The following is a 16,614-nucleotide window of genomic DNA, read 5'->3' as shown; positions in this document are numbered from 1 at the left end:
CCCTAAGTTGTTTCCGGCCCTCAGTGCGCTGGCCCTAGATGCGCCCGGCCCTGGAAGCCGTTCCCGCCGGGACCTCCCCGTGGGGCCGCCGCTTCCGCACTGTCAGGTAAAGCCGGTGGGCGGTGATTACGAGTGCCAGCCAGGCGGCGCCGAGCGCCCACGCCGCGAGAACGTCGGTGAGCCAGTGATGGCCGAGGTATACCCTGCTCAGGCCCATGGCCGCGGCGAAAACCGCGGCGGCCGCGCCGGTGAGGACGCGGCCCCGGGCCGTCTTCAGCCGCAGGATGATCAGGTAGGCGACGATTCCGGCGATCACCACAGCATTCAGGGAATGGCCGCTGGGAAACGAGGCGGAGTGTTCGTAGGGCGGGACGGCGTCGCTCAGGTCGGGGCGCGTGCGGCCGATCAGCCGCTTCCCGGCGATGGTCATCAGCAGGGAGCCCAGGCCCGCGGTGACAATCAAAATGACGGGCGTCCAGGACCGCCTCCGGTAGGCCAGTGTGCCCATGACGGTCAGTGCCAGGAGGGGCATGCCGATAGTGCCGCCCACGTCGGTGAAGGCTGTGATGGCCACATCAAGGCCGGGGGAGCGCAGGGTCTTGCCGGCTGCGAGCACGGGATGGTCCAGGCCGGCCACCCCGTCGGCGCGGACCACCGACTCGTACACCTCGGCAAAGGCGGCAGTCAGGACGGCGGCGATGACCGCACCCAGCATCAGGGTCAGGACCAGGGCGCCGTGCGGTCCCAGGATCTGACTGATCCGCTGGGCGGCTCCGACCAGCAGGCGGCCGAAGCGGCTCTGCCAGCGGGTGAGGTCCCTGCCTCCGACGGACGTGTCCTGGCGGAGTTCGCCGCGCACGCCGGTTTGCAGTGTTCCCTGTTTGTCGGTCAGAGGCCCGTAGGGCAGCGGCTTGTCGGTCAACGGTTCGTCAGCCAATTCGGGTCCCGTCTCTCATCGTTCGCCGCGAACTCAGCAGCAAGGCGTTTAGTAAGTAACCTTACTTGTTGCCTCCCAGGCCGTCCACGGGAACTGGCGGGCCATGGAAGGGACCGTGCTCAGGCGCTCAGTTCGTCCGGGCCGTGGTGGGCGTTGCCGGACATGGCGCGGGCACGGCCGGCCTTGGCCCGGTACGAGGCCAGGAAGGTGGCGATGCGGCGAACAGCCTCACGGATGTCGTCCACGGCGGGCAGGATGACGAACCGGAAGTGGTCCGTGGCGTGCCAGTGGAAGGCCGTCCCGTGCGAGACCAGGATTTTCTGGTCCTGCAGCAGGTCAAGGACAAACTGCTCATCATCCACGAATGGGTACATCTCCGGATCCAGCTTCGGGAACAGATACATCGCGCCGGCCGCCGGCACGCAGCTCACGCCGGGAATCTCGTTGAGCAGCCGGCAGGCAAGGTCGCGCTGCTCCCGCAGCCGCCCGCCGGGCCGGATCAGGTCCGTGATGCTCTGGTAGCCGCCAAGCGACGTCTGGATCGCGTGCTGCGCGGGAACATTGGGGCAGAGCCGGAGCGAGGCCAGCAGCTCCAGCGATTCCCGGTAGGCCGCAGTGGCCCAGCGCGGACCGGAAACCGCCACCCAGCCGGCCCGGTAACCCGGCATCCGGTAGGCCTTGGACAGGCCGGAGAAGGTCAGCACCGGAATGTCCCGGGCCACGGAGGCCGTATGGATGTGGACGTTGTCCTCGAACGTGATCTTCTCGTAGATTTCGTCGGAGAACAGCACCAGGTCGTGGCGCCGGGCCAGATCGGCGAACCCCTCCAGGATGTGCCGGGGATAGACGGCCCCGGTGGGGTTGTTGGGGTTGATGAGCACTATGGCCCGCGTGCGGTCGGTGATCTTCGCCTCGACGTCGGCCATGTCCGGCCACCAGTTGTTCTCCTCGTCGCACGTGTAGTGCACGGCGTTGCCGCCGCACAGCACGGTGGCGGCTGTCCACAACGGATAGTCCGGTGACGGAATGAGAACCTCGTCACCGACCTCCAGGAACGCCTGCAGCGTCATGGAGATGAGCTCGCTGACCCCGTTGCCGATGAAGATATCCTCGACGCCGATCTCCATCAGGCCCTTGGTCTCGTAGTACTGGGAGATGGCGGTCCGGGCGGAGAAGATGCCCTTCGAGTCGCTGTAGCCCTGCGCCTCACGCAGGTGATGGATCATGTCCACCACGATGGACTCCGGCGCATGCAGGCCGAACGGCGCCGGGTCCCCGAGGTTCATGCGCAGGATGCTGTGGCCTTCTGACTCCATTTTTTTCGCCGCATGCTGCACCGGACCCCTGAGGTCGTACCGGACATCTTGCAATCGGCTGGAATTCTGCATGGCGCGCATGAGGCATGTTTTCACAGCTCCGCCGGTCCGGACAATGTGGCGAACCGGCGGGGGCGACGACCGCGGGGACGAACCGCCATCGGCGGCCGTCTGCGGGCAGGGTCAGAGTTCCGGAACGCATTCCCCGCGGCCCAGGATGGCCAGGCCGGCGAGGTCGCCTGCGGCGAACTCGGTGACGTCGGCGCCTTCCGGGTTCATCAGCTGGGTGGGGTCGTTCACGTGGTCCAGTCCCACGACGTGGGCGAGCTCGTGCATGATGACGGCACGGGCGTACCGGCGTCCGTCCGGCCACTGCAGGATCTCGGCGAAATCGGGGGCGTCCAGTGCCACCTGGCCCGCCACCAGGACATACGGCTGCCCGTCCATGTACGCGTAGGCGCTGCCGCCCAGGCCGTCGACGTCCCCGGCCAGGTCAGGGCTCTCCGCAGGGTTGGACCAGGCAATGAGCATGGAAGCCCACCGCTTGCCGTAGAGGTCCGGCTGGAACATCTCGCGTTCCTCGCTGGGCGCCTCCGAGGTGGGGCCGTCATAGACAAACCTCAGGCCGGTGGCGGCCGAAACTTTGGCGACTGCCTCCTGGATCATCTGCTCGGCACCGGGCGGGGCGTTGTCGGGACGGACCACGTAATGCACCGGGCGGCAGGGATCGTAGGCGGCGAAGGGCTGCCCGGGATCGGGGGATTCCTGCAGCACGTACGCCTTTGACCCCGTGGTGGCGGGCGGCCGCCCGAGCGGGGATGCCGCAGCCTCGAATCCAGGCGGCGGCACCGGCGCTCCGGGGAGGTACGGCAGGACTGCGGGCAGCACAAAGCGCTCGAACACCATCGGCACGGAGGACAGGCCCACGAGCAGGGCGACGCCTGCGCCGATGGCCCACTTGCGGCCGTGCCCCCTCACGCCGGGGCGCCTGCCGCGCCGGCGTGAGGGCGGGCCCGGAGGTGGCATGTGGGCTGAGGGTCCCGAACGCCACGGGCCCGGGTCGGGCTGCGTCCCGAAGGCCTCGTCGATGGCCCACTGCGGAATCCGTCCGCTCGCGGACCGTCGGACGCCCGGCGGCAACCCCTCGTCGGGCACGCCAAAACCTGGTGGCGGCGGGCTCTCCCGCCAGTTGGAATCCGGACGCAACAGTGCCCCCTGGTTGTTGCATGTCGCCATCACGAGACATGGATCACTCAAAGCATAACGGCGCACAGCAACAATAGCGTCCATCATTCTTCGGCGGCGGTCACCGCTATTTCTCCGGCGAAGCCGGCCGCCGTTGCCGTGGCCACGGGACCTGACGTAGCTTCGGGGAAGAGCATGCTTGGCAGATGGCCAGAAGGAGAGTTGAGGATGTCCCTGCTTAAAGGACTTGTGAACGGAGCGCTCGCCGGCGCCGCCGGAACCACGGCGCTCAATGCCGTCAGCTATCTGGACATGGCGTGGCGCGGCCGGGCCGCGAGCACCACGCCCACCGACTCAGTGGAGCGGCTGGCGGACCGGGCAGGCGTGACGATCCCCGGAAACGAAGCCCAGCGCGGGAACCGGATCGAGGCACTGGGTCCGCTGCTCGGAATAGCCACCGGCATGGGCCTGGGTGCTGTGCTGGGGGCGGCCGGATCATTGGGGGTCCGCACCGGGCCTGTCCGGTCAGTGGCGGTGGCCTCCGTCGCTGCCCTGCTCGTCTCCAACGTTCCGATGACCGCCCTGGGTGTGACTGATCCGCGGACCTGGAGTGCCGCGGACTGGGTCAGCGACCTCGTGCCGCACGCCGCCTACGGTGCGGTCACCGGGCACCTGCTGGAGCACCTGCCCAAGTAGGTGGCTGTTCACAAAGACACCGAAAGGGATGCAGTGACCGACCCGGACGTCCCGCAGAAGGCGGAACCCGCTGCCCCGCGGAGTGCCGGAGGCCAGGCGCCGCCGGAGCCGGAGCATTCCCGGCCGGACAGCCGGAAGGCGCGCTGGGGCACCCGCTGGGCCACCGTCGTCGCCATCCTCCAGCGCCTGCTGTACGTAGCCATCACCGCCGCCGTGGGCTGGGCCGTCTATTTCTTCCTGCTGGCCCGGCTGGCCAAGGGACCGGAGCAGGTGTGGGTTTTCCTCCCCGTCTGGCTGATTGCTGCCTACGCCTTCCTGCCCCGCGTCCACAAGATCCTCAGCAGCCTGTACCTGCCGAATTACTTCATCGGGCGTGCCCGTACCGGCGACGGCGTGCTGGGGGATCCGGTCAATCTCGCCGTCATCGGCCCGGCGGACGAACTGCACACCGCGATGCTCACGGCAGGGTGGATTGAGGCCGATCCCGTGACCCTGTCCACGGCCTGGCGCACCCTTGCCGCGACGCTTCTGGGCCGGAGCTATCCGAAGTCGCCAGTCAGTGCCCTGTACGTCTTCGGCAACAGGCATGACATGGCCTTCCAGCGCGAAATCGATGGCAACCCGCGCAAGCGGCACCATGTGCGGTTCTGGAAATGCCCGGACGGCTGGATGCTTCCCGGCGGCTTCGCCGTCGACTGGGTGGGTGCCGGAACCTACGACAAAAGCGTGGGACTCTCGCTCTTCACGTTCCAGATCACGCACAAGATCGCCGACGGGACGGACGAGGAGCGCGACTTCATCATCGGCACGCTGCAAACAGCCAATGCCGTGGAATCCGTGCACATCATCCGGCATTTCTCCTCCGGGTACCACCACCGCAACGGCGGCGGAGACAGCATCCGTACGGACGGGCACCTTCCCATCATCGATCTCCGACCGCCCGGCGAGGCGGACCAGGTCCGGCCAAGTTGACCGGATCGGAACAGGCAATCGGAACAGGCAAGCGGACGACGGCGGGACGCACCCGCCGTCGTTCTCCTGCGTTTGGCACAATGGCCGTGGGAATTGGGCAGTGGAAGATATTGGGCAGTGGAGGATAAGGACGGCATGAACAAGGCAATTATCAAATGCCCCCATTGCGGCCAGGCCAACCGCGTGCCGGCTGCTGCCGAGGGCCGGCCCCGGTGCGGAAAATGCCGCCGCGACCTGCCGTGGGTGGTGGAAGCCGGCGACGACGACTACGCCGTGATTGCCGAACAGTCCCGCGTGCCGGTGTTGGTGGACTTCTGGGCGGCCTGGTGCGGGCCCTGCCGCACGGTCAGCCCCGTGCTGGACCAGCTGGCGCATGAGCGGGCGGGAGAAGTGAAGCTGGTGAAAGTGGATGTGGACAATGCGCCCCGCCTGTCCGCCCGCTTCGCCATCCAGGCAGTCCCGACGCTGATGGTGATCGTGGAGGGGAAGGTCGTGGCCCGCCAGGCAGGCGCGGCGCCGGCCCCTGTGTTGGGCCGCTGGCTGAGGGAGGCGCTGGCGTGAGCGCTGCCGGCCTTCCCGCCGTGGACACTGCTGCGGCCGGGCTTTTCTGGTCCGAATATGCCGCCGCCTGCCCCGACGCTGTCCGGCTTTGTGCGGACTACACCGTGGAGCGGTTCGGGGATTCCGCCGTGCTGGCCGACGGGCTGTTGCGGGCAGTGACGGAGGGGGCCAAGCGGGCCACCTCTGAGCTCGCCGACGAATTCCTTGTGGCCGGGGACTGCCTGCCCCGCATCGGGTCGCACTGGATAGCGTGTGACGGCGCCGGCGTCCCGCGCGTCGTGCTGCGGACCGTCGAGCTGCGGCTCGGCCCGTTCGCCAGCGCCGATGAGGCGTTCGCCCGGGATGAGGGAGAAGATGACCGGTCTCTGACGAGCTGGCAGGCGGAGCACCGGAAGTACTGGACCCGCGTCCGGGCCCGCCGCGGGCAGGCATGGACGGAGGGCGACGAGATTGTTTTCGAGCGGTTCCGGGTGGTCTGGCCGCCGGAGCTGGCGGACCCTGCCTAGGGTCCGCCAGCTCAGCCCGTTGGAGCATGGCTCCGCCCGTCCGAGCCTGGCTCCGGTGGTCGGGCCTCAGATGGTCCGCGGAGCCTTCGCCAGGTTCCCGGCGAGCTCTGCCGCGTTCTGCCGGACCACATAGGCCGGGCGGTCGCGTTCGACGCGCCAGCTATCGGCCAGGGGGCCGATGTTGACGGTGTCGAAGCCGAACTCGTCGTAGAGCTTCGCCACCAGCTCACTCGCCTCCGGGTAGTCGCTGGCGGTGGCCAGCGCTCGGCGGTTTGCCGTGCCGGGCGGGGTGCCGTCCGAGGTGATCTGCTTGGCCATGATGTGGTTGAATCCCTTGGCCACCTTGGACTCCGGAAGGTGTTCCTGCAGCAGGCCGGACGTGGTGGCTTCCCCGTTTTCCAGCGCCGGGAAGCGGCCGTCCCGCTCCCAGTAGTAGTTGTTGGTATCGATCACGATCTTTCCTGCCAACGGCTCCACCGGGATTTCCCGGTAGTTCTTGAGCGGAACGGTGACGACGGCGAAATCGCCCGCCGCCGCAGCCCCCGCCGCGGTTGCTGCCTTGGCCCGCGGTCCCAGCTCCGCAACCAGAGCGTCCAGCGTTTCCGGCCCCCGCGAGTTGCTGATGACCACGTGGTAGCCGAGCTCCACAGCCTTCCGTGCGACCGCGCTTCCAATGTGTCCTGCACCGATGATTCCGATTGTTGTCATGTCCGCGCAACAGCGGGCAGCCTGCAGGTATTTCGCACGTTACGCCAGACGTCGGCGGACTGCCGGAAGTCCGCGAGTGCCCAAGTAGCGGCTGCAGCGCAAAATCGAGTACCTGCTACGGATGCCGCATCCCCGCTGTGGCACATAGGGTTTGAGGTATTGGGTGGTGGAAAGCGTGCCGGAACCACCAATTACCGGCACGCACTGGGCTGGGACGGCCGCCACGGTTGTTGTGGGACCGGCCGGTCCTCCCCGGCTGATCCGGCACGTCGGTGATCGCCGTGTCATCAGACGCAGGGCCCGGAAAGCCCCGTCTGGCGGCCGGCAATCATAGTTAAGTACCCGGTCCGGCCTTAAGTTGCCGCCCCACCTGCGAGGGCTCCATGAAGATTCCGAGGTCTGAAATCCCCGTCATCACGGCGGCTGTGAACACGGCACCTGTGAACGCAGCACCTGTGAAGGCGGTGCCCGAGCATCCTGCGGGCCCGGCCGCAGCCGCCCCCGGCGCTGCCGGTACACGGCCGCAGGGCGACGAAGCCGCCGCCGTTCCGGCACGTGCGGATATCGGCAACTGGCCAGATCCCATGTAATCGGGCTCCCGCTGCGGCGGACACCGGCTGGACCGGACACTCGCTGCAGCGGACACCCGCTCCAGGGGACGACGGCGGGAGGTCCCGCCGTCGTCATTCCGGCCGGTACTTGCCTGGTTCCGCCCGACGCTTCCGTTGAAGACTCCGGTGCCCGCCGGAATACTGGAAACGGGACAATGTCCGGCGGTAAGGGGCGGTGACAAGGTGACGGGTGCGGCAAACGGCAACTTCAGGCGGAGGGTGGAGCGTGCGGCCGAACTCCGTGCCCTCCGGTCCTCCGGTGGGACAGCAGAGGACGACGCGGAGCTGTCCGCCGCGGAGACTGAACTGCGGGAAAAACGGCGGAAGGTCAGCGACGCAGCCCGGGCCGAGTACCTGATCCGGGATGCGATGGCGCAGGGAAAGTTCGACAACCTGAAATACTCCGGCAAACCGATTCCCGCACTCGGGGACGGATATGACCCCGACTGGTGGGTCAAGGGCCTCATCCAGCGGGAGCACCTCAGCGGACTGGGACCGAAGGCGATCCTGCTGCGCACCGAGGACGCGGAGCTGGACGCCAAACTGGACACCCAGTTCACGGAAAAGCAGGTGCGCGACATCATCGAGGATTTCAACGCCAGGGTCGTCGACGCCCGCCGCCAGCTGCAGGGCGGGCCGCCGGTGATCACCAAAACCCGTGACACCGACGCCGAGGTGCAGCGGTGGCATGAACGGCGTGCCGCGGCAGCCGCGGCTGCGCCGGAACCGGTCCCGGAAGCCAAGCGGCCCTGGTGGCGGCGTCTGCTCCAGCGCTCCTCCTGAAGCGCTCCTCCTGAGGTGCCCGCAGGTGGCACGATAAAGGAATGGTGGCTGTTCTGCTGGGCTGGAACCCGGGCGTAGGCGATACCTGGCCGGGTTATTCGCGGGTTGTGGATGAGCTGGGCGCTGCCGGCGTGCACCGGCGCGCGTGGCCCACCGGAACCGGCACCCCGCCGGCGCCGGGAGCCGATGCCTGGCTCCTGCTGCACGGAAAAACAGGAAGCGGGCTGATCGGCCACGGTGTGGTCGCTTCCGCGCCATATCCGGTTGCCGGGCCCGAGCCGGAGCGCGGGACCCGGGCATGCATTGACGTGGACTTCGACATGCTGCTGCCGCTCGGAGACCAGGTCCCGGTGGACATCCTTGCAGCCCGCGCGCCGCTGACGGACTGGGCTGCTGCCGTGACCATGGGCGCATGCCAGCCGGTCCCGGAGGAACAGGCGCGGGCTATCCGGGAGCTCTGGGCAGAGTGCCTGCCGGCCGACGAGATCGATCCTGTTCTTCCGGTGCCCGGCACGCTGCCGCAGGACGCCCTGTTCCGGGTGGCCGTGAACAGGTACGAGCACAATCCGCACGCCCGCCGCGTCTGCCTGGCGCACCACGGCACCTCATGCGCCGCCTGCGGGTTTTCCTTCGAGGCCGCCTACGGGCCGGAAGGCGAAGGCTTCATCCATGTCCATCACCTGGTGCCGGCCGCCCAGCTGGGACCCGGCTACGAGCTGGATCCTGTGGGGGACCTGGTTCCGTTGTGCCCCAACTGCCACGCCATGGCGCACCGCCGCAGCATTCCGTACACCGTGGCGGAACTGCGGGCCATGAGGTCCCGCGCGGGCTACATCAGCGGCTCCGTGGTTTCACAGCAGGAACTGGACGCACAGGCCGACGCCCGCCGCATCCTGGGCAGCACGTGAGCCGCGCCCGGCCAGGAGGAGCTACGGGGACCAGAGCCAGTCCCGGTTGAAGTCAGGATGATCACTGTAGGGGACAGCGAGCGCATTCAGTGACAGGGTGGTCCATTCCAGCGCCTGCGGAATCCACTCGGTGTCGTCGCCGAAGGGGTCGCTCACGAGTGTGGCCAGCGCAGTCTGCCTGGCCGCCTCGACGATGCCGATCAGGCGCCGCTTGGCTTCGCACTCCAGCAGCAGGCGGCGTTCGTACCACCTGCCCGATTCCGACGTCATGCGGTCGCCGAGCAGCTTGCGGGCCACGGCCTCGTCTTCAGCGATGCGCGCAGACAGGAACTCCACAATGTCCACTGTCTGAGCGTACAACTGCCGCAAAGCGGGCACACGGGCTACACCGCGGCCCGCAGGTCCACCGCGGCGCGCAGGTCCACGGCAGTGCTGAGGTCCAACGCAGTGCTGAGGTCCGCCGGGGACAGCGGCAGGTAGTAGGCGGAGCGGTAGCGGACGATCACCGTGCGCCCTGCCATGAGCCGCTCAAGACCGCGCATGACGTACTGCTCGGAGATGGCGTCCAGGCCGGACGTTGGTTCATCGAGGATGACGATAGGTGTGTCGCGGACCAGCGCGCGGGCGATCGCAATGCGCTGGCGCTGCCCGCCGGAGAGAGTGACGCCCCGCTCGGCCACCGGGGTGTCGTACCCCAGGGGCAGATTGCGGACGAACTCGTCCACGTGGGCTGCCTCGGCCGCGGCCAGGACCTGTTCCCGGCTGACGCCCTCCGCGCCGTAGGCGATGTTGTCGTAGATGGTCCCGCGGAACAGGATCGATTCCTGCAGCACGATGGATATTTGCCGTCGCACGGTGCCCACCCGCAGGTCCCGCACATCGATGCCGTCAAGGAGAGCTTCCCCCTCCGATGCGTCGTAGAGCCGCGGAATGAGGCTGACGACGGACGACTTTCCGGCGCCGGTCGGGCCCGTGATCGCCACGACGCTGCCGGGGGCCACCTTGAGGTTTATCCCGTGCAGCACTTGGCGGTCCCCCTGGTAGCCGAAGCTCACCGAGCGCAGTTCCACTCCGCCGACCAGCGGCGGAGCCGGCCGTGCTCCGGGCAGGTCCGAGATGGCCGGCGCGGTGTCCAGGATTTCCTGGATGCGCTCGGCGCTGGCCTGGCCGCGGCTGATGACGGTGGTGAGCTTGGCCAGCGACTTCATGGGGGAGTACAGGGCCTTGAGGTAGGCGAGGAAAACCAGCAGCAGGCCCAGCGTCAGGGTCCCGTCCAGCACGCGCTGGGCGCCGATCCAGAGGACCAGCACCGTGCCCACGGTCGCGATGATGTCTATCAGCGGCGAGAACATGGACTGCAGCCGGATGACCCTCAGGCCGGCGTCGCGCCGTCCGTCATTCCGGGTGTGGAACTCCTCCTCGTGGCGCGACTCGCTCGTGTAGGTCTGCATCACCCGGACCGAGGAGAACGTTTCCGACATCGCCGCAGCGATGTCGCTGTCCCGGCTCCGGGCCTCCTTGGACGCACCCTTGATGCGGCGCCGGTAGAACAGCACCGTGATGAACAGCAGCGGTGACACCGCCAGGCCGATCAGCGCAAAGGTCGGGTCGATCAGCACGCAGACCGTGATCACGAACCCCAGGATGAACACATTGGGCAGCAGCACGGACAGGATTGACACCATGAGGGCACGCACGTAGTCGACATCGGTGGTGGTGCGGGTGACGAGGTCGCCCAGCCGCTGCTTGTCGTGGAAGGCTAAAGACAGCCGCTGCAGGTGGGTGAAGACTTCGGCCCGGATCGTGGCCATGGCCCGCTCCCCGACGCCGTTGAGCAGGCGCGTGCCGACGTAATCTGCTCCGGCATTGAGCACTGTCATGGCGAGCAGGGCCGATGCGGCGAGCAGGAGCAGCTGGAGCTGGCTCAGGCCGGCCAAGCCGAGGAATGCGGGCATCGTGTGGAGTTGGGAACCGCCCGTTGGCTGCAGGACATCGTCGACAATGATTTTCATGGGCCACGGCAGGGCCACTTCCATGGCGGCGACGAACACCACCAGCAGGGCACCTCCGGCCAGCGCCCAGACATGCGGGGCTATCGCCCCGCGGAACCGCCAAAAGGTTTGAAACATCTCTCCCCCTAAGAACCAGGCGGTCGCGGGCATCGCCCGAACGCTGTGCGTTGGGCGGTGCTCTGAGACCGTCCAGGGATAATCCCTGGTCAGGCTCGCTATTTCCTAAAGAGCTTTGGGAAAACCCTCCCGGAGCTTGGGGAAAACTTGCTGGCCGTTCTGAGCACGACGGCGGCAGCACTGTTTGGGGGGCTTACATCCGGGCTGTCACGGACTACCGTTTGCAAGTAAAGGCACTTCCAGCCCGCACGGCAGCAAAGGAGACCCCATGGGTGACGTGTGGATCCGCACGATCAGCCACAGCCTGGTGCGGGCCGACAGGGTCACGGAGATTGCCTCGTCCCGCGGATCCGTCCACGAGGAGCGCGGGTATTCGATCAGGGCGGTGGCCGAGGGCAAGGCCTATATTCTCATCGACAACAGCGACCTCGAAGGCAGCGCGAACGCCAGGTTCGGGCATGCCCGGCGCATGCAGGCGGCACTGCTGCTCGCCATGGACGCGGCAGGCACTGCCGCCGCGTCCATGGTGATCAGTTACGAACAGGACGGGGAGCGGTGGATCCTGACCCCGGCGTCGGAGATTGCGGGCGTGTCTGTGCCGTCTGCACCTGGAACGGAAAGCACTTAGACGGGCCGTTTTTAGTCCACGAGCTGCAGTTCGGGGCCCCTGGTCTCTCCGGAATTAAGTCCTTCTCCGGCACCGAGTTCCGCGGCGAAGCGGGTCGCGTGCGCGCTCAGCTCGGCCTCGGCCAGGCCGCGGGCTGCGGCGGCGTCGGGGGTGACCACGGTGGGGGCGAAACGGACGTGCGTGGCTTCCGTGAGTCCGATGAAGTCCAGCCAGTCGGCAAAGAAGGTGCTGCTGAAGTCGGAACCGAACGCCGCAGGAACGCCCGGGGCATACACGCCGCTGGTGTGGATCGCCAGCACCGGTTTTCCGGTGATGAGTCCGAAGTAGCCGGCGGCGGGATCGAACCCGAAGCTCCAGCCCGGCTGGGTCACCAGGTCGATCCACTGCTTGAGCGCGTACGGGACGCCGGCATTCCACATCGGGATGTTGAAGACGTACGCGTCCGCTGCGGCGAACTGGTTGAACACGGCCCGGGCGTTCTCCCACGACTGGAGCTGCTCCGCCGTCTGTTCCACGCCCGAAAATACGGCCATCTTGGCGGCAGCAGCGGTGCGGCCGAACTCGGGGAGGGCGCCGGGGTCGAACACGTTCAGTGTCTGGACGTCAATGCTGCTGTCCCCGGTGGACTGGACGGCGGCAAGAAAGTGGCGGGCCAGCTGCAGGGAATCGCTGCGGGAACCCCGCGGTGAGGCGTTGACGTGGAGAATCGTGGGCATGATGGTCCTTTCGCGGGCTGCGCCGGACGGCGTCAGCCAGGGATGGTGTGTCGGGGAGAGGGGCCGGCTTTGGCCGCCCTTTTGATCCTCGCCGCCCCCGGCGGGACGGCGGAAGGACGCACTTTGACCTGCCTAGGGCACGTGGAGGTTCCCTGCTGCGCATGGGTAGGCTGGTGCCTGTTGGTGTGCAGGAGGGGGACGGCATGACACTTACGGCGGAGCAGAAGCGCCTCGCTGCGCGGGAGGCATACAACGGCGGGCTCGCCCAGTGTCCGGCGCGCCAGCTCCTGGAAACCATCAGCAGCAAATGGGTAACCCTGGTGATGCTGGCCCTTGCCGGCGGGCCGCAGCGGCCCAGCGAACTGCGCCGGCAAATACCCGGGGCCAGCCAGAAGATGCTGACTTCAACGCTGCGGGCACTCGAACGCGACGGCCTGGTTTCGCGGCTGGTGACCGTGTCCGTTCCGGTGCGGACCGACTACGAGCTGACGCCCGCGGGCCATTCGCTGCTGGGCGTGGTGCACGGACTGAAGGCCTGGGCTGAGGAAAACATGGACGGCGTGGCCCGTGCCCGCCTTGACTACGACCGGCACCGCCTCGAGTTTGGGGACTGAACCGGCAGGCCGGCGTCTAGCGTGCCGCCCCGGTGACGTCCTCTGGGCCCACGAAGTTGCAGGAGCCCTGGTGGCGTTCGGGCAGGATGCAGGTGCGTCCGGTGGCCAGGTGCACATTCCCGCAACGGCCCGTCAGGGCAATGTCCTCGCGTACGTGAAGGCTTCGCAGATCGGGCCGTTCCCCGCCGCTGACGGGTAGGGCCGTGGGTGCCGGCCTGCTGCTGTCGTCGGAATGGTTCATGCTGGCAAACTCCTCGTTGAGTGGCTGCCCCAAGACGCAAGGCCAGTCTGCGGATCCAAGATCTCCAGTGTCCCGCCCCCGGATTAACGGCGGGTTACGGGGCTGTTAGATCCGTTTGCCAAAATGGTCGCCACCGGGGTCAGCCGGGTCAGCCGAGAAGATCGTCCACATAGCACCACCGCCAGTCCTCACCCGGTTCGATGCTCCGCATGACCGGGTGGCCGGTCGCCCTGAAATGCCGGGACGCGTGGGTGGCGGGCGAGGAATCACAGCAGGCCACGTTCCCGCACTCCAGGCACATCCGCAGGTGGACCGTGACAGTGCCTTCCCGGACGCAGGCGTCGCAGCGCGCGTCGCGGGGTACCTCGGGATCGGTTGCTGCCTCCAGATGCTCGCAGTCGCCTCCCGGCCTGGCGACCGCCCTGGAACCGGAAACGTCGGCCTCCTCGATGACGGCGTCCAGCATCGATTCTTCGACGTCGAGCCGCTCCAGGACATTGCTGAGCACTTCATGAGGGTAGTTCCCGCCGCTTCTGAGCTCGAGGACCTTCGCGCGCTCCGCCTCGAGCATGGCGAGCCGCAGCTGGGCGTAGCGCTGGCTGGGAGTGGCGGCTTCCGACGTGGGCCTGCCCAGGCGTTCCCACGCTGCCAGCCCGCGTTCCAGCGTCCTCCGCTTGAGCATGGCCACCACCTCCGGAGGATCATCGTCGCTCCGGAGTTCGTGCAGCCGCTCCACTCCAGCGGCCGTGGCCTGCTGCGTCAGCGATGCCTGGGCCAGGGCGTCCTCGCCCGGATCGGGTCCCTGCACGCGGAGCAGCCGCACCAGGGCGGGCAGCGTGAACCCCTGCAGCGCCAGCGTGCCGGCCACCACCACCATCGCCGCCAGGATCAGGACAGTGCGGTGCTCCAGGTCCTGGGGCAGGGTGAGGACTGCGGCGAGGCTGACCACGCCGCGCATGCCGGCCCACGAGATGATGGCCGGGTATTGCCAGGGCGGCGCGGGGTCCTTCCGGGCCACGGCCGGGATGAGCCGGGGCAGGTAGGTGGCCGGAAAGACCCAGACAGGCCGCAGCAGCAGCACGGCCAGCAGGATCACCGCGCACCCGGCCCAGATTCTGGCGGCTCCGAGCGAATCGTCCTGGACGCCCTCGATAATGGTCCGCACCTGCAGTCCGATGAGGAGGAAGACCGAGTTCTCCAGCAGGAACTGCACTGTCTCCCAGTTGCTCCGCTGGCTCTGCCGGGCGGCCCCGTTCGGCATGGAGGGAGCCTTGGTCCCCATGATCAGGCCGGTGACCACCACGGCCAGGACCCCTGAAGCGTGGATTGCCTCCGCCGGCAGGTAGGCCACGAAGGGTGCCATCAGCGACGTCGAGGTATTGATGGCAACGTTGCGGATCCGCAGGCGCAACTGGGTGAGGACGTAGGCGGCGGCGAGTCCCACCACCAGCCCGCCGCCGGCGGCCAGCAGGAAGTCGGCGCCGATCTCCAGCACGGAAACGGTCCCTGCGAGCGCGGCGACGGCGGCGCGCAGGCACACCAGGGCGGTTGCGTCGTTGACCAGCGATTCGCCCTCCAGGATGCTGACGATCCTGCGTGGCATCCCCACCTTGCGTGCAATGGCCGTGGCGGCCACCGCATCCGGCGGGGCCACCACGGCAGCGAGCGCGATGGCCGCGGCGAGCGGTATCTCCGGGAACAGCCACCAGACCACCAGGCCCACCACGATGGTGCCGAAGATGACGTAGCCCACCGAGAGCAGCCCGATGGCGCGGCGGTTGGAGCGGAAATCGTACAGCGATGTCCGCAGGGCGGCCGCATACAGGAGCGGCGGCAGCAGCCCCACGAGGACCAGCTCAGGGTTGAGCTCGACGCGGGGCACGAACGGGAGGAAGGAACCGGCCACCCCGGCCATCACCAGGAGCAGCGGGACCGACACATCCAGCTTGCGGCCCAGTGCGCTAACCGCGCACACAACGGCGGCGAGCGCCAGCAACCCCAGGGCGACGTCCATGCGGCTATTCTCTCAACTGCCGCGGACTGGCCGACGGCGGGTGGGGACGGGGACTCCGGTCAGGATGTCTCCGCACGCCGGGGCGCGGGTTCGACGACGTCGTCAGCACCTTCGGCCGGATCCTGCGAATGCATGCGGATGTCGGTGGGGTCTGCCGTTTCATCCCCTTCGGCGGGGGCCTCGCTGTGGATGCGCTGCAGCGACTCCGGGGTCTCGCTCATGACTGCCGCTCCTCTGTTGCGGTTGTGTGCTGTGGGCCATCGCTTAACGTTCATCTAGCTACCGCACCAGTCAGACTGTCAAGGACCGGCGCCTCCGCTCTGGCCGGGGATGCTGTTCTGTGTTGAACTGTTGGGGTTGCACCCGGAATGCCCTGCGGCCGCCAGCCGCAGCACTGCCCTTAGCACCGTCTACCCAGCCGGTCCGCACCGGCTGTTGGGAAGGAACAGCACTATGGCAACGCACAAGATCGGCTATTTCGTAGGGAGCCTGGCCAGCGGCTCCATCAACCGGACCCTCTCCAAGGCCCTGATCAAGCTGGCCCCCGGGGACCTTGAGTTCACCGAGATTCCCATCAAGGACCTGCCCCTGTACAGCTACGACTACGACGCCGAGTTCCCGCCAGAAGGCCGGGCACTCAAGGAAGCCATCGAAGGCTCTGACGGCATCCTCTTTGTCTCGCCGGAATACAACCGGTCCATTCCCGGGGCGCTGAAGAACGCCATCGACTGGGGCTCCCGGCCCTGGGGCACCAACTCGTTCGCCCGCAAGCCCACCGGCATCATCGGCGCCTCGCCCGGGAGCATCGGCACGGCGGTGATGCAGTCCTCCATGCGCGCCGTTCTGAGCTTCCTCGATGCCCCGCAGCTGAACGCCCCTGAGGCCTACGTCAAGTTCAACCCCGACGTCTTCGGCAGCGACGGCGAGGTCAAGGACGAATCCACTGAGGCCTTCCTGCGGCACTACATGGAGGAGTACTGCGCCTTCGTGCAGCGGGTCCTGGCAGCCAATGCACCGGGCCACATCGGCGACCCGGAGCCCGACACCCAGAAGCTCTCCCGCTAGCCGCCTTCTCCCGAAATTTTGTCC

At 67.7% G+C, this 16,614-nt stretch carries 20 protein-coding genes; 10 read left to right on the top strand and 10 right to left on the bottom strand.

The annotated features are described in order from the left end of the window. Window positions 1-34 precede the first annotated feature (34 nt). The 3 genes from AC5RWD_RS12930 to AC5RWD_RS12920 form a co-directional block, all read right to left on the bottom strand. A complete protein-coding gene (locus tag AC5RWD_RS12930; RefSeq protein ID WP_494020383.1) occupies window positions 35-937 on the bottom strand; it encodes a phosphatase PAP2 family protein in 903 nt (300 codons plus the stop codon). Window positions 938-1,056: 119 nt separating this feature from the next. Further along, on the bottom strand, window positions 1,057-2,334 hold the full coding sequence (locus AC5RWD_RS12925) for a pyridoxal phosphate-dependent aminotransferase (RefSeq protein WP_494020382.1): 1,278 nt from the start codon (window positions 2,332-2,334) through the stop codon (window positions 1,057-1,059). A 102-nt stretch (window positions 2,335-2,436) separates the two neighbouring features. Then, window positions 2,437-3,231 carry a matrixin family metalloprotease gene (locus AC5RWD_RS12920; protein WP_494020381.1) on the bottom strand — a complete coding sequence of 265 codons (795 nt, stop codon included), beginning with the start codon at window positions 3,229-3,231 and terminating at the stop codon, window positions 2,437-2,439. Between the two features lie 435 nt (window positions 3,232-3,666). Between AC5RWD_RS12920 and AC5RWD_RS12915 the strand changes: the two genes are divergently transcribed. The 4 genes from AC5RWD_RS12915 to AC5RWD_RS12900 all read left to right on the top strand — a co-directional run bounded on the left by AC5RWD_RS12915 (window position 3,667) and on the right by AC5RWD_RS12900 (window position 6,173). After that, window positions 3,667-4,134 carry a hypothetical protein gene (locus tag AC5RWD_RS12915; RefSeq protein WP_494020380.1) on the top strand — a complete coding sequence of 156 codons (468 nt, stop codon included), beginning with the start codon at window positions 3,667-3,669 and terminating at the stop codon, window positions 4,132-4,134. 33 nt (window positions 4,135-4,167) lie between these two features. Further along, window positions 4,168-5,106, top strand: coding sequence for an LssY C-terminal domain-containing protein (locus tag AC5RWD_RS12910; RefSeq protein ID WP_494020379.1), 939 nt, complete (start codon window positions 4,168-4,170; stop codon window positions 5,104-5,106). Between the two features lie 135 nt (window positions 5,107-5,241). Next, entirely contained in the window at window positions 5,242-5,667 is a 426-nt protein-coding gene (gene trxA, locus AC5RWD_RS12905) for a thioredoxin (RefSeq protein WP_494020378.1), read from the top strand. Beyond that, window positions 5,664-6,173, top strand: a complete 510-nt coding sequence (locus tag AC5RWD_RS12900) for an ASCH domain-containing protein (protein WP_494020377.1) — start codon at window positions 5,664-5,666, stop codon at window positions 6,171-6,173. Before trxA ends, AC5RWD_RS12900 begins: the two co-directional genes overlap by 4 nt. Window positions 6,174-6,239: 66 nt before the next feature. Here the strand turns inward: AC5RWD_RS12900 and AC5RWD_RS12895 are convergent, their stop codons facing one another. Then, complete coding sequence (locus tag AC5RWD_RS12895; protein ID WP_494020376.1) at window positions 6,240-6,881, bottom strand: NADPH-dependent F420 reductase; 642 nt, start codon at window positions 6,879-6,881, stop codon at window positions 6,240-6,242. A gap of 440 nt (window positions 6,882-7,321) precedes the next feature. On the opposite strand from AC5RWD_RS12895, the gene AC5RWD_RS12890 reads away from it, so the two are divergent. The 3 genes from AC5RWD_RS12890 to AC5RWD_RS12880 all read left to right on the top strand — a co-directional run bounded on the left by AC5RWD_RS12890 (window position 7,322) and on the right by AC5RWD_RS12880 (window position 9,183). Beyond that, window positions 7,322-7,471: a hypothetical protein gene (locus AC5RWD_RS12890; RefSeq protein ID WP_494020375.1), complete on the top strand. Its 150-nt coding sequence runs from the start codon at window positions 7,322-7,324 to the stop codon at window positions 7,469-7,471. A 204-nt stretch (window positions 7,472-7,675) separates the two neighbouring features. Continuing rightward, on the top strand, window positions 7,676-8,275 hold the full coding sequence (locus AC5RWD_RS12885; RefSeq protein WP_494020374.1) for a DnaJ family domain-containing protein: 600 nt from the start codon (window positions 7,676-7,678) through the stop codon (window positions 8,273-8,275). 41 nt (window positions 8,276-8,316) lie between these two features. Further along, entirely contained in the window at window positions 8,317-9,183 is an 867-nt protein-coding gene (locus tag AC5RWD_RS12880; protein ID WP_494020373.1) for an HNH endonuclease, read from the top strand. Between the two features lie 21 nt (window positions 9,184-9,204). Here the strand turns inward: AC5RWD_RS12880 and AC5RWD_RS12875 are convergent, their stop codons facing one another. Together AC5RWD_RS12875 and AC5RWD_RS12870 are read right to left on the bottom strand one after the other, a co-directional pair. Then, on the bottom strand, window positions 9,205-9,528 hold the full coding sequence (locus AC5RWD_RS12875) for a DUF6221 family protein (RefSeq protein WP_494020372.1): 324 nt from the start codon (window positions 9,526-9,528) through the stop codon (window positions 9,205-9,207). Between the two features lie 38 nt (window positions 9,529-9,566). After that, a complete protein-coding gene (locus AC5RWD_RS12870) occupies window positions 9,567-11,312 on the bottom strand; it encodes an ABC transporter ATP-binding protein (RefSeq protein WP_494020371.1) in 1,746 nt (581 codons plus the stop codon). Between the two features lie 268 nt (window positions 11,313-11,580). Between AC5RWD_RS12870 and AC5RWD_RS12865 the strand changes: the two genes are divergently transcribed. Beyond that, the gene (locus tag AC5RWD_RS12865; protein ID WP_494020370.1) at window positions 11,581-11,940 is read left to right on the top strand and encodes a hypothetical protein; all 360 of its coding nucleotides are present in this window, start codon (window positions 11,581-11,583) and stop codon (window positions 11,938-11,940) included. Between the two features lie 11 nt (window positions 11,941-11,951). On the opposite strand, the gene AC5RWD_RS12860 is transcribed toward AC5RWD_RS12865, so the two are convergent. Further along, window positions 11,952-12,656 carry an FMN-dependent NADH-azoreductase gene (locus tag AC5RWD_RS12860; RefSeq protein ID WP_494020369.1) on the bottom strand — a complete coding sequence of 235 codons (705 nt, stop codon included), beginning with the start codon at window positions 12,654-12,656 and terminating at the stop codon, window positions 11,952-11,954. Between the two features lie 203 nt (window positions 12,657-12,859). Between AC5RWD_RS12860 and AC5RWD_RS12855 the strand changes: the two genes are divergently transcribed. After that, entirely contained in the window at window positions 12,860-13,270 is a 411-nt protein-coding gene (locus AC5RWD_RS12855) for a winged helix-turn-helix transcriptional regulator (protein WP_494020368.1), read from the top strand. Window positions 13,271-13,286: 16 nt separating this feature from the next. On the opposite strand, the gene AC5RWD_RS12850 is transcribed toward AC5RWD_RS12855, so the two are convergent. From AC5RWD_RS12850 to AC5RWD_RS12840, 3 genes are all read right to left on the bottom strand, one after another. After that, window positions 13,287-13,511 carry a hypothetical protein gene (locus AC5RWD_RS12850; protein WP_494020367.1) on the bottom strand — a complete coding sequence of 75 codons (225 nt, stop codon included), beginning with the start codon at window positions 13,509-13,511 and terminating at the stop codon, window positions 13,287-13,289. A 148-nt stretch (window positions 13,512-13,659) separates the two neighbouring features. Continuing rightward, entirely contained in the window at window positions 13,660-15,525 is a 1,866-nt protein-coding gene (locus tag AC5RWD_RS12845) for a Na+/H+ antiporter (RefSeq protein WP_494020366.1), read from the bottom strand. Window positions 15,526-15,584: 59 nt separating this feature from the next. Continuing rightward, window positions 15,585-15,746: a hypothetical protein gene (locus AC5RWD_RS12840; RefSeq protein WP_494020365.1), complete on the bottom strand. Its 162-nt coding sequence runs from the start codon at window positions 15,744-15,746 to the stop codon at window positions 15,585-15,587. Between the two features lie 232 nt (window positions 15,747-15,978). On the opposite strand from AC5RWD_RS12840, the gene AC5RWD_RS12835 reads away from it, so the two are divergent. Further along, window positions 15,979-16,590, top strand: coding sequence for an NADPH-dependent FMN reductase (locus AC5RWD_RS12835; protein WP_494020364.1), 612 nt, complete (start codon window positions 15,979-15,981; stop codon window positions 16,588-16,590). Window positions 16,591-16,614: the final 24 nt, after the last annotated feature.

The sequence above is a fragment of the Arthrobacter sp. CMU6 genome, assembly GCF_059090205.1.
Note: the sequence above shows the minus strand (reverse complement) of the source record. Positions and strands in the feature narration are given on the sequence as shown.

Bases quoted from the DNA above. Each gene is read 5' to 3' on its own strand.
- AC5RWD_RS12860 (WP_494020369.1), bottom strand. From the start codon at position 12,656: ATGCCCACGATTCTCCACGTCAACGCCTCACCGCGGGGTTCCCGCAGC.
- AC5RWD_RS12850 (WP_494020367.1), bottom strand. From the start codon at position 13,511: ATGAACCATTCCGACGACAGCAGCAGGCCGGCACCCACGGCCCTACCC.
- AC5RWD_RS12855 (WP_494020368.1), top strand. From the start codon at position 12,860: ATGACACTTACGGCGGAGCAGAAGCGCCTCGCTGCGCGGGAGGCATAC.
- AC5RWD_RS12845 (WP_494020366.1), bottom strand. From the start codon at position 15,525: ATGGACGTCGCCCTGGGGTTGCTGGCGCTCGCCGCCGTTGTGTGCGCG.
- trxA (WP_494020378.1), top strand. From the start codon at position 5,242: ATGAACAAGGCAATTATCAAATGCCCCCATTGCGGCCAGGCCAACCGC.
- AC5RWD_RS12835 (WP_494020364.1), top strand. From the start codon at position 15,979: ATGGCAACGCACAAGATCGGCTATTTCGTAGGGAGCCTGGCCAGCGGC.
- AC5RWD_RS12925 (WP_494020382.1), bottom strand. From the start codon at position 2,334: ATGCGCGCCATGCAGAATTCCAGCCGATTGCAAGATGTCCGGTACGAC.
- AC5RWD_RS12870 (WP_494020371.1), bottom strand. From the start codon at position 11,312: ATGTTTCAAACCTTTTGGCGGTTCCGCGGGGCGATAGCCCCGCATGTC.
- AC5RWD_RS12915 (WP_494020380.1), top strand. From the start codon at position 3,667: ATGTCCCTGCTTAAAGGACTTGTGAACGGAGCGCTCGCCGGCGCCGCC.
- AC5RWD_RS12840 (WP_494020365.1), bottom strand. From the start codon at position 15,746: ATGAGCGAGACCCCGGAGTCGCTGCAGCGCATCCACAGCGAGGCCCCC.
- AC5RWD_RS12895 (WP_494020376.1), bottom strand. From the start codon at position 6,881: ATGACAACAATCGGAATCATCGGTGCAGGACACATTGGAAGCGCGGTC.
- AC5RWD_RS12880 (WP_494020373.1), top strand. From the start codon at position 8,317: ATGGTGGCTGTTCTGCTGGGCTGGAACCCGGGCGTAGGCGATACCTGG.
- AC5RWD_RS12865 (WP_494020370.1), top strand. From the start codon at position 11,581: ATGGGTGACGTGTGGATCCGCACGATCAGCCACAGCCTGGTGCGGGCC.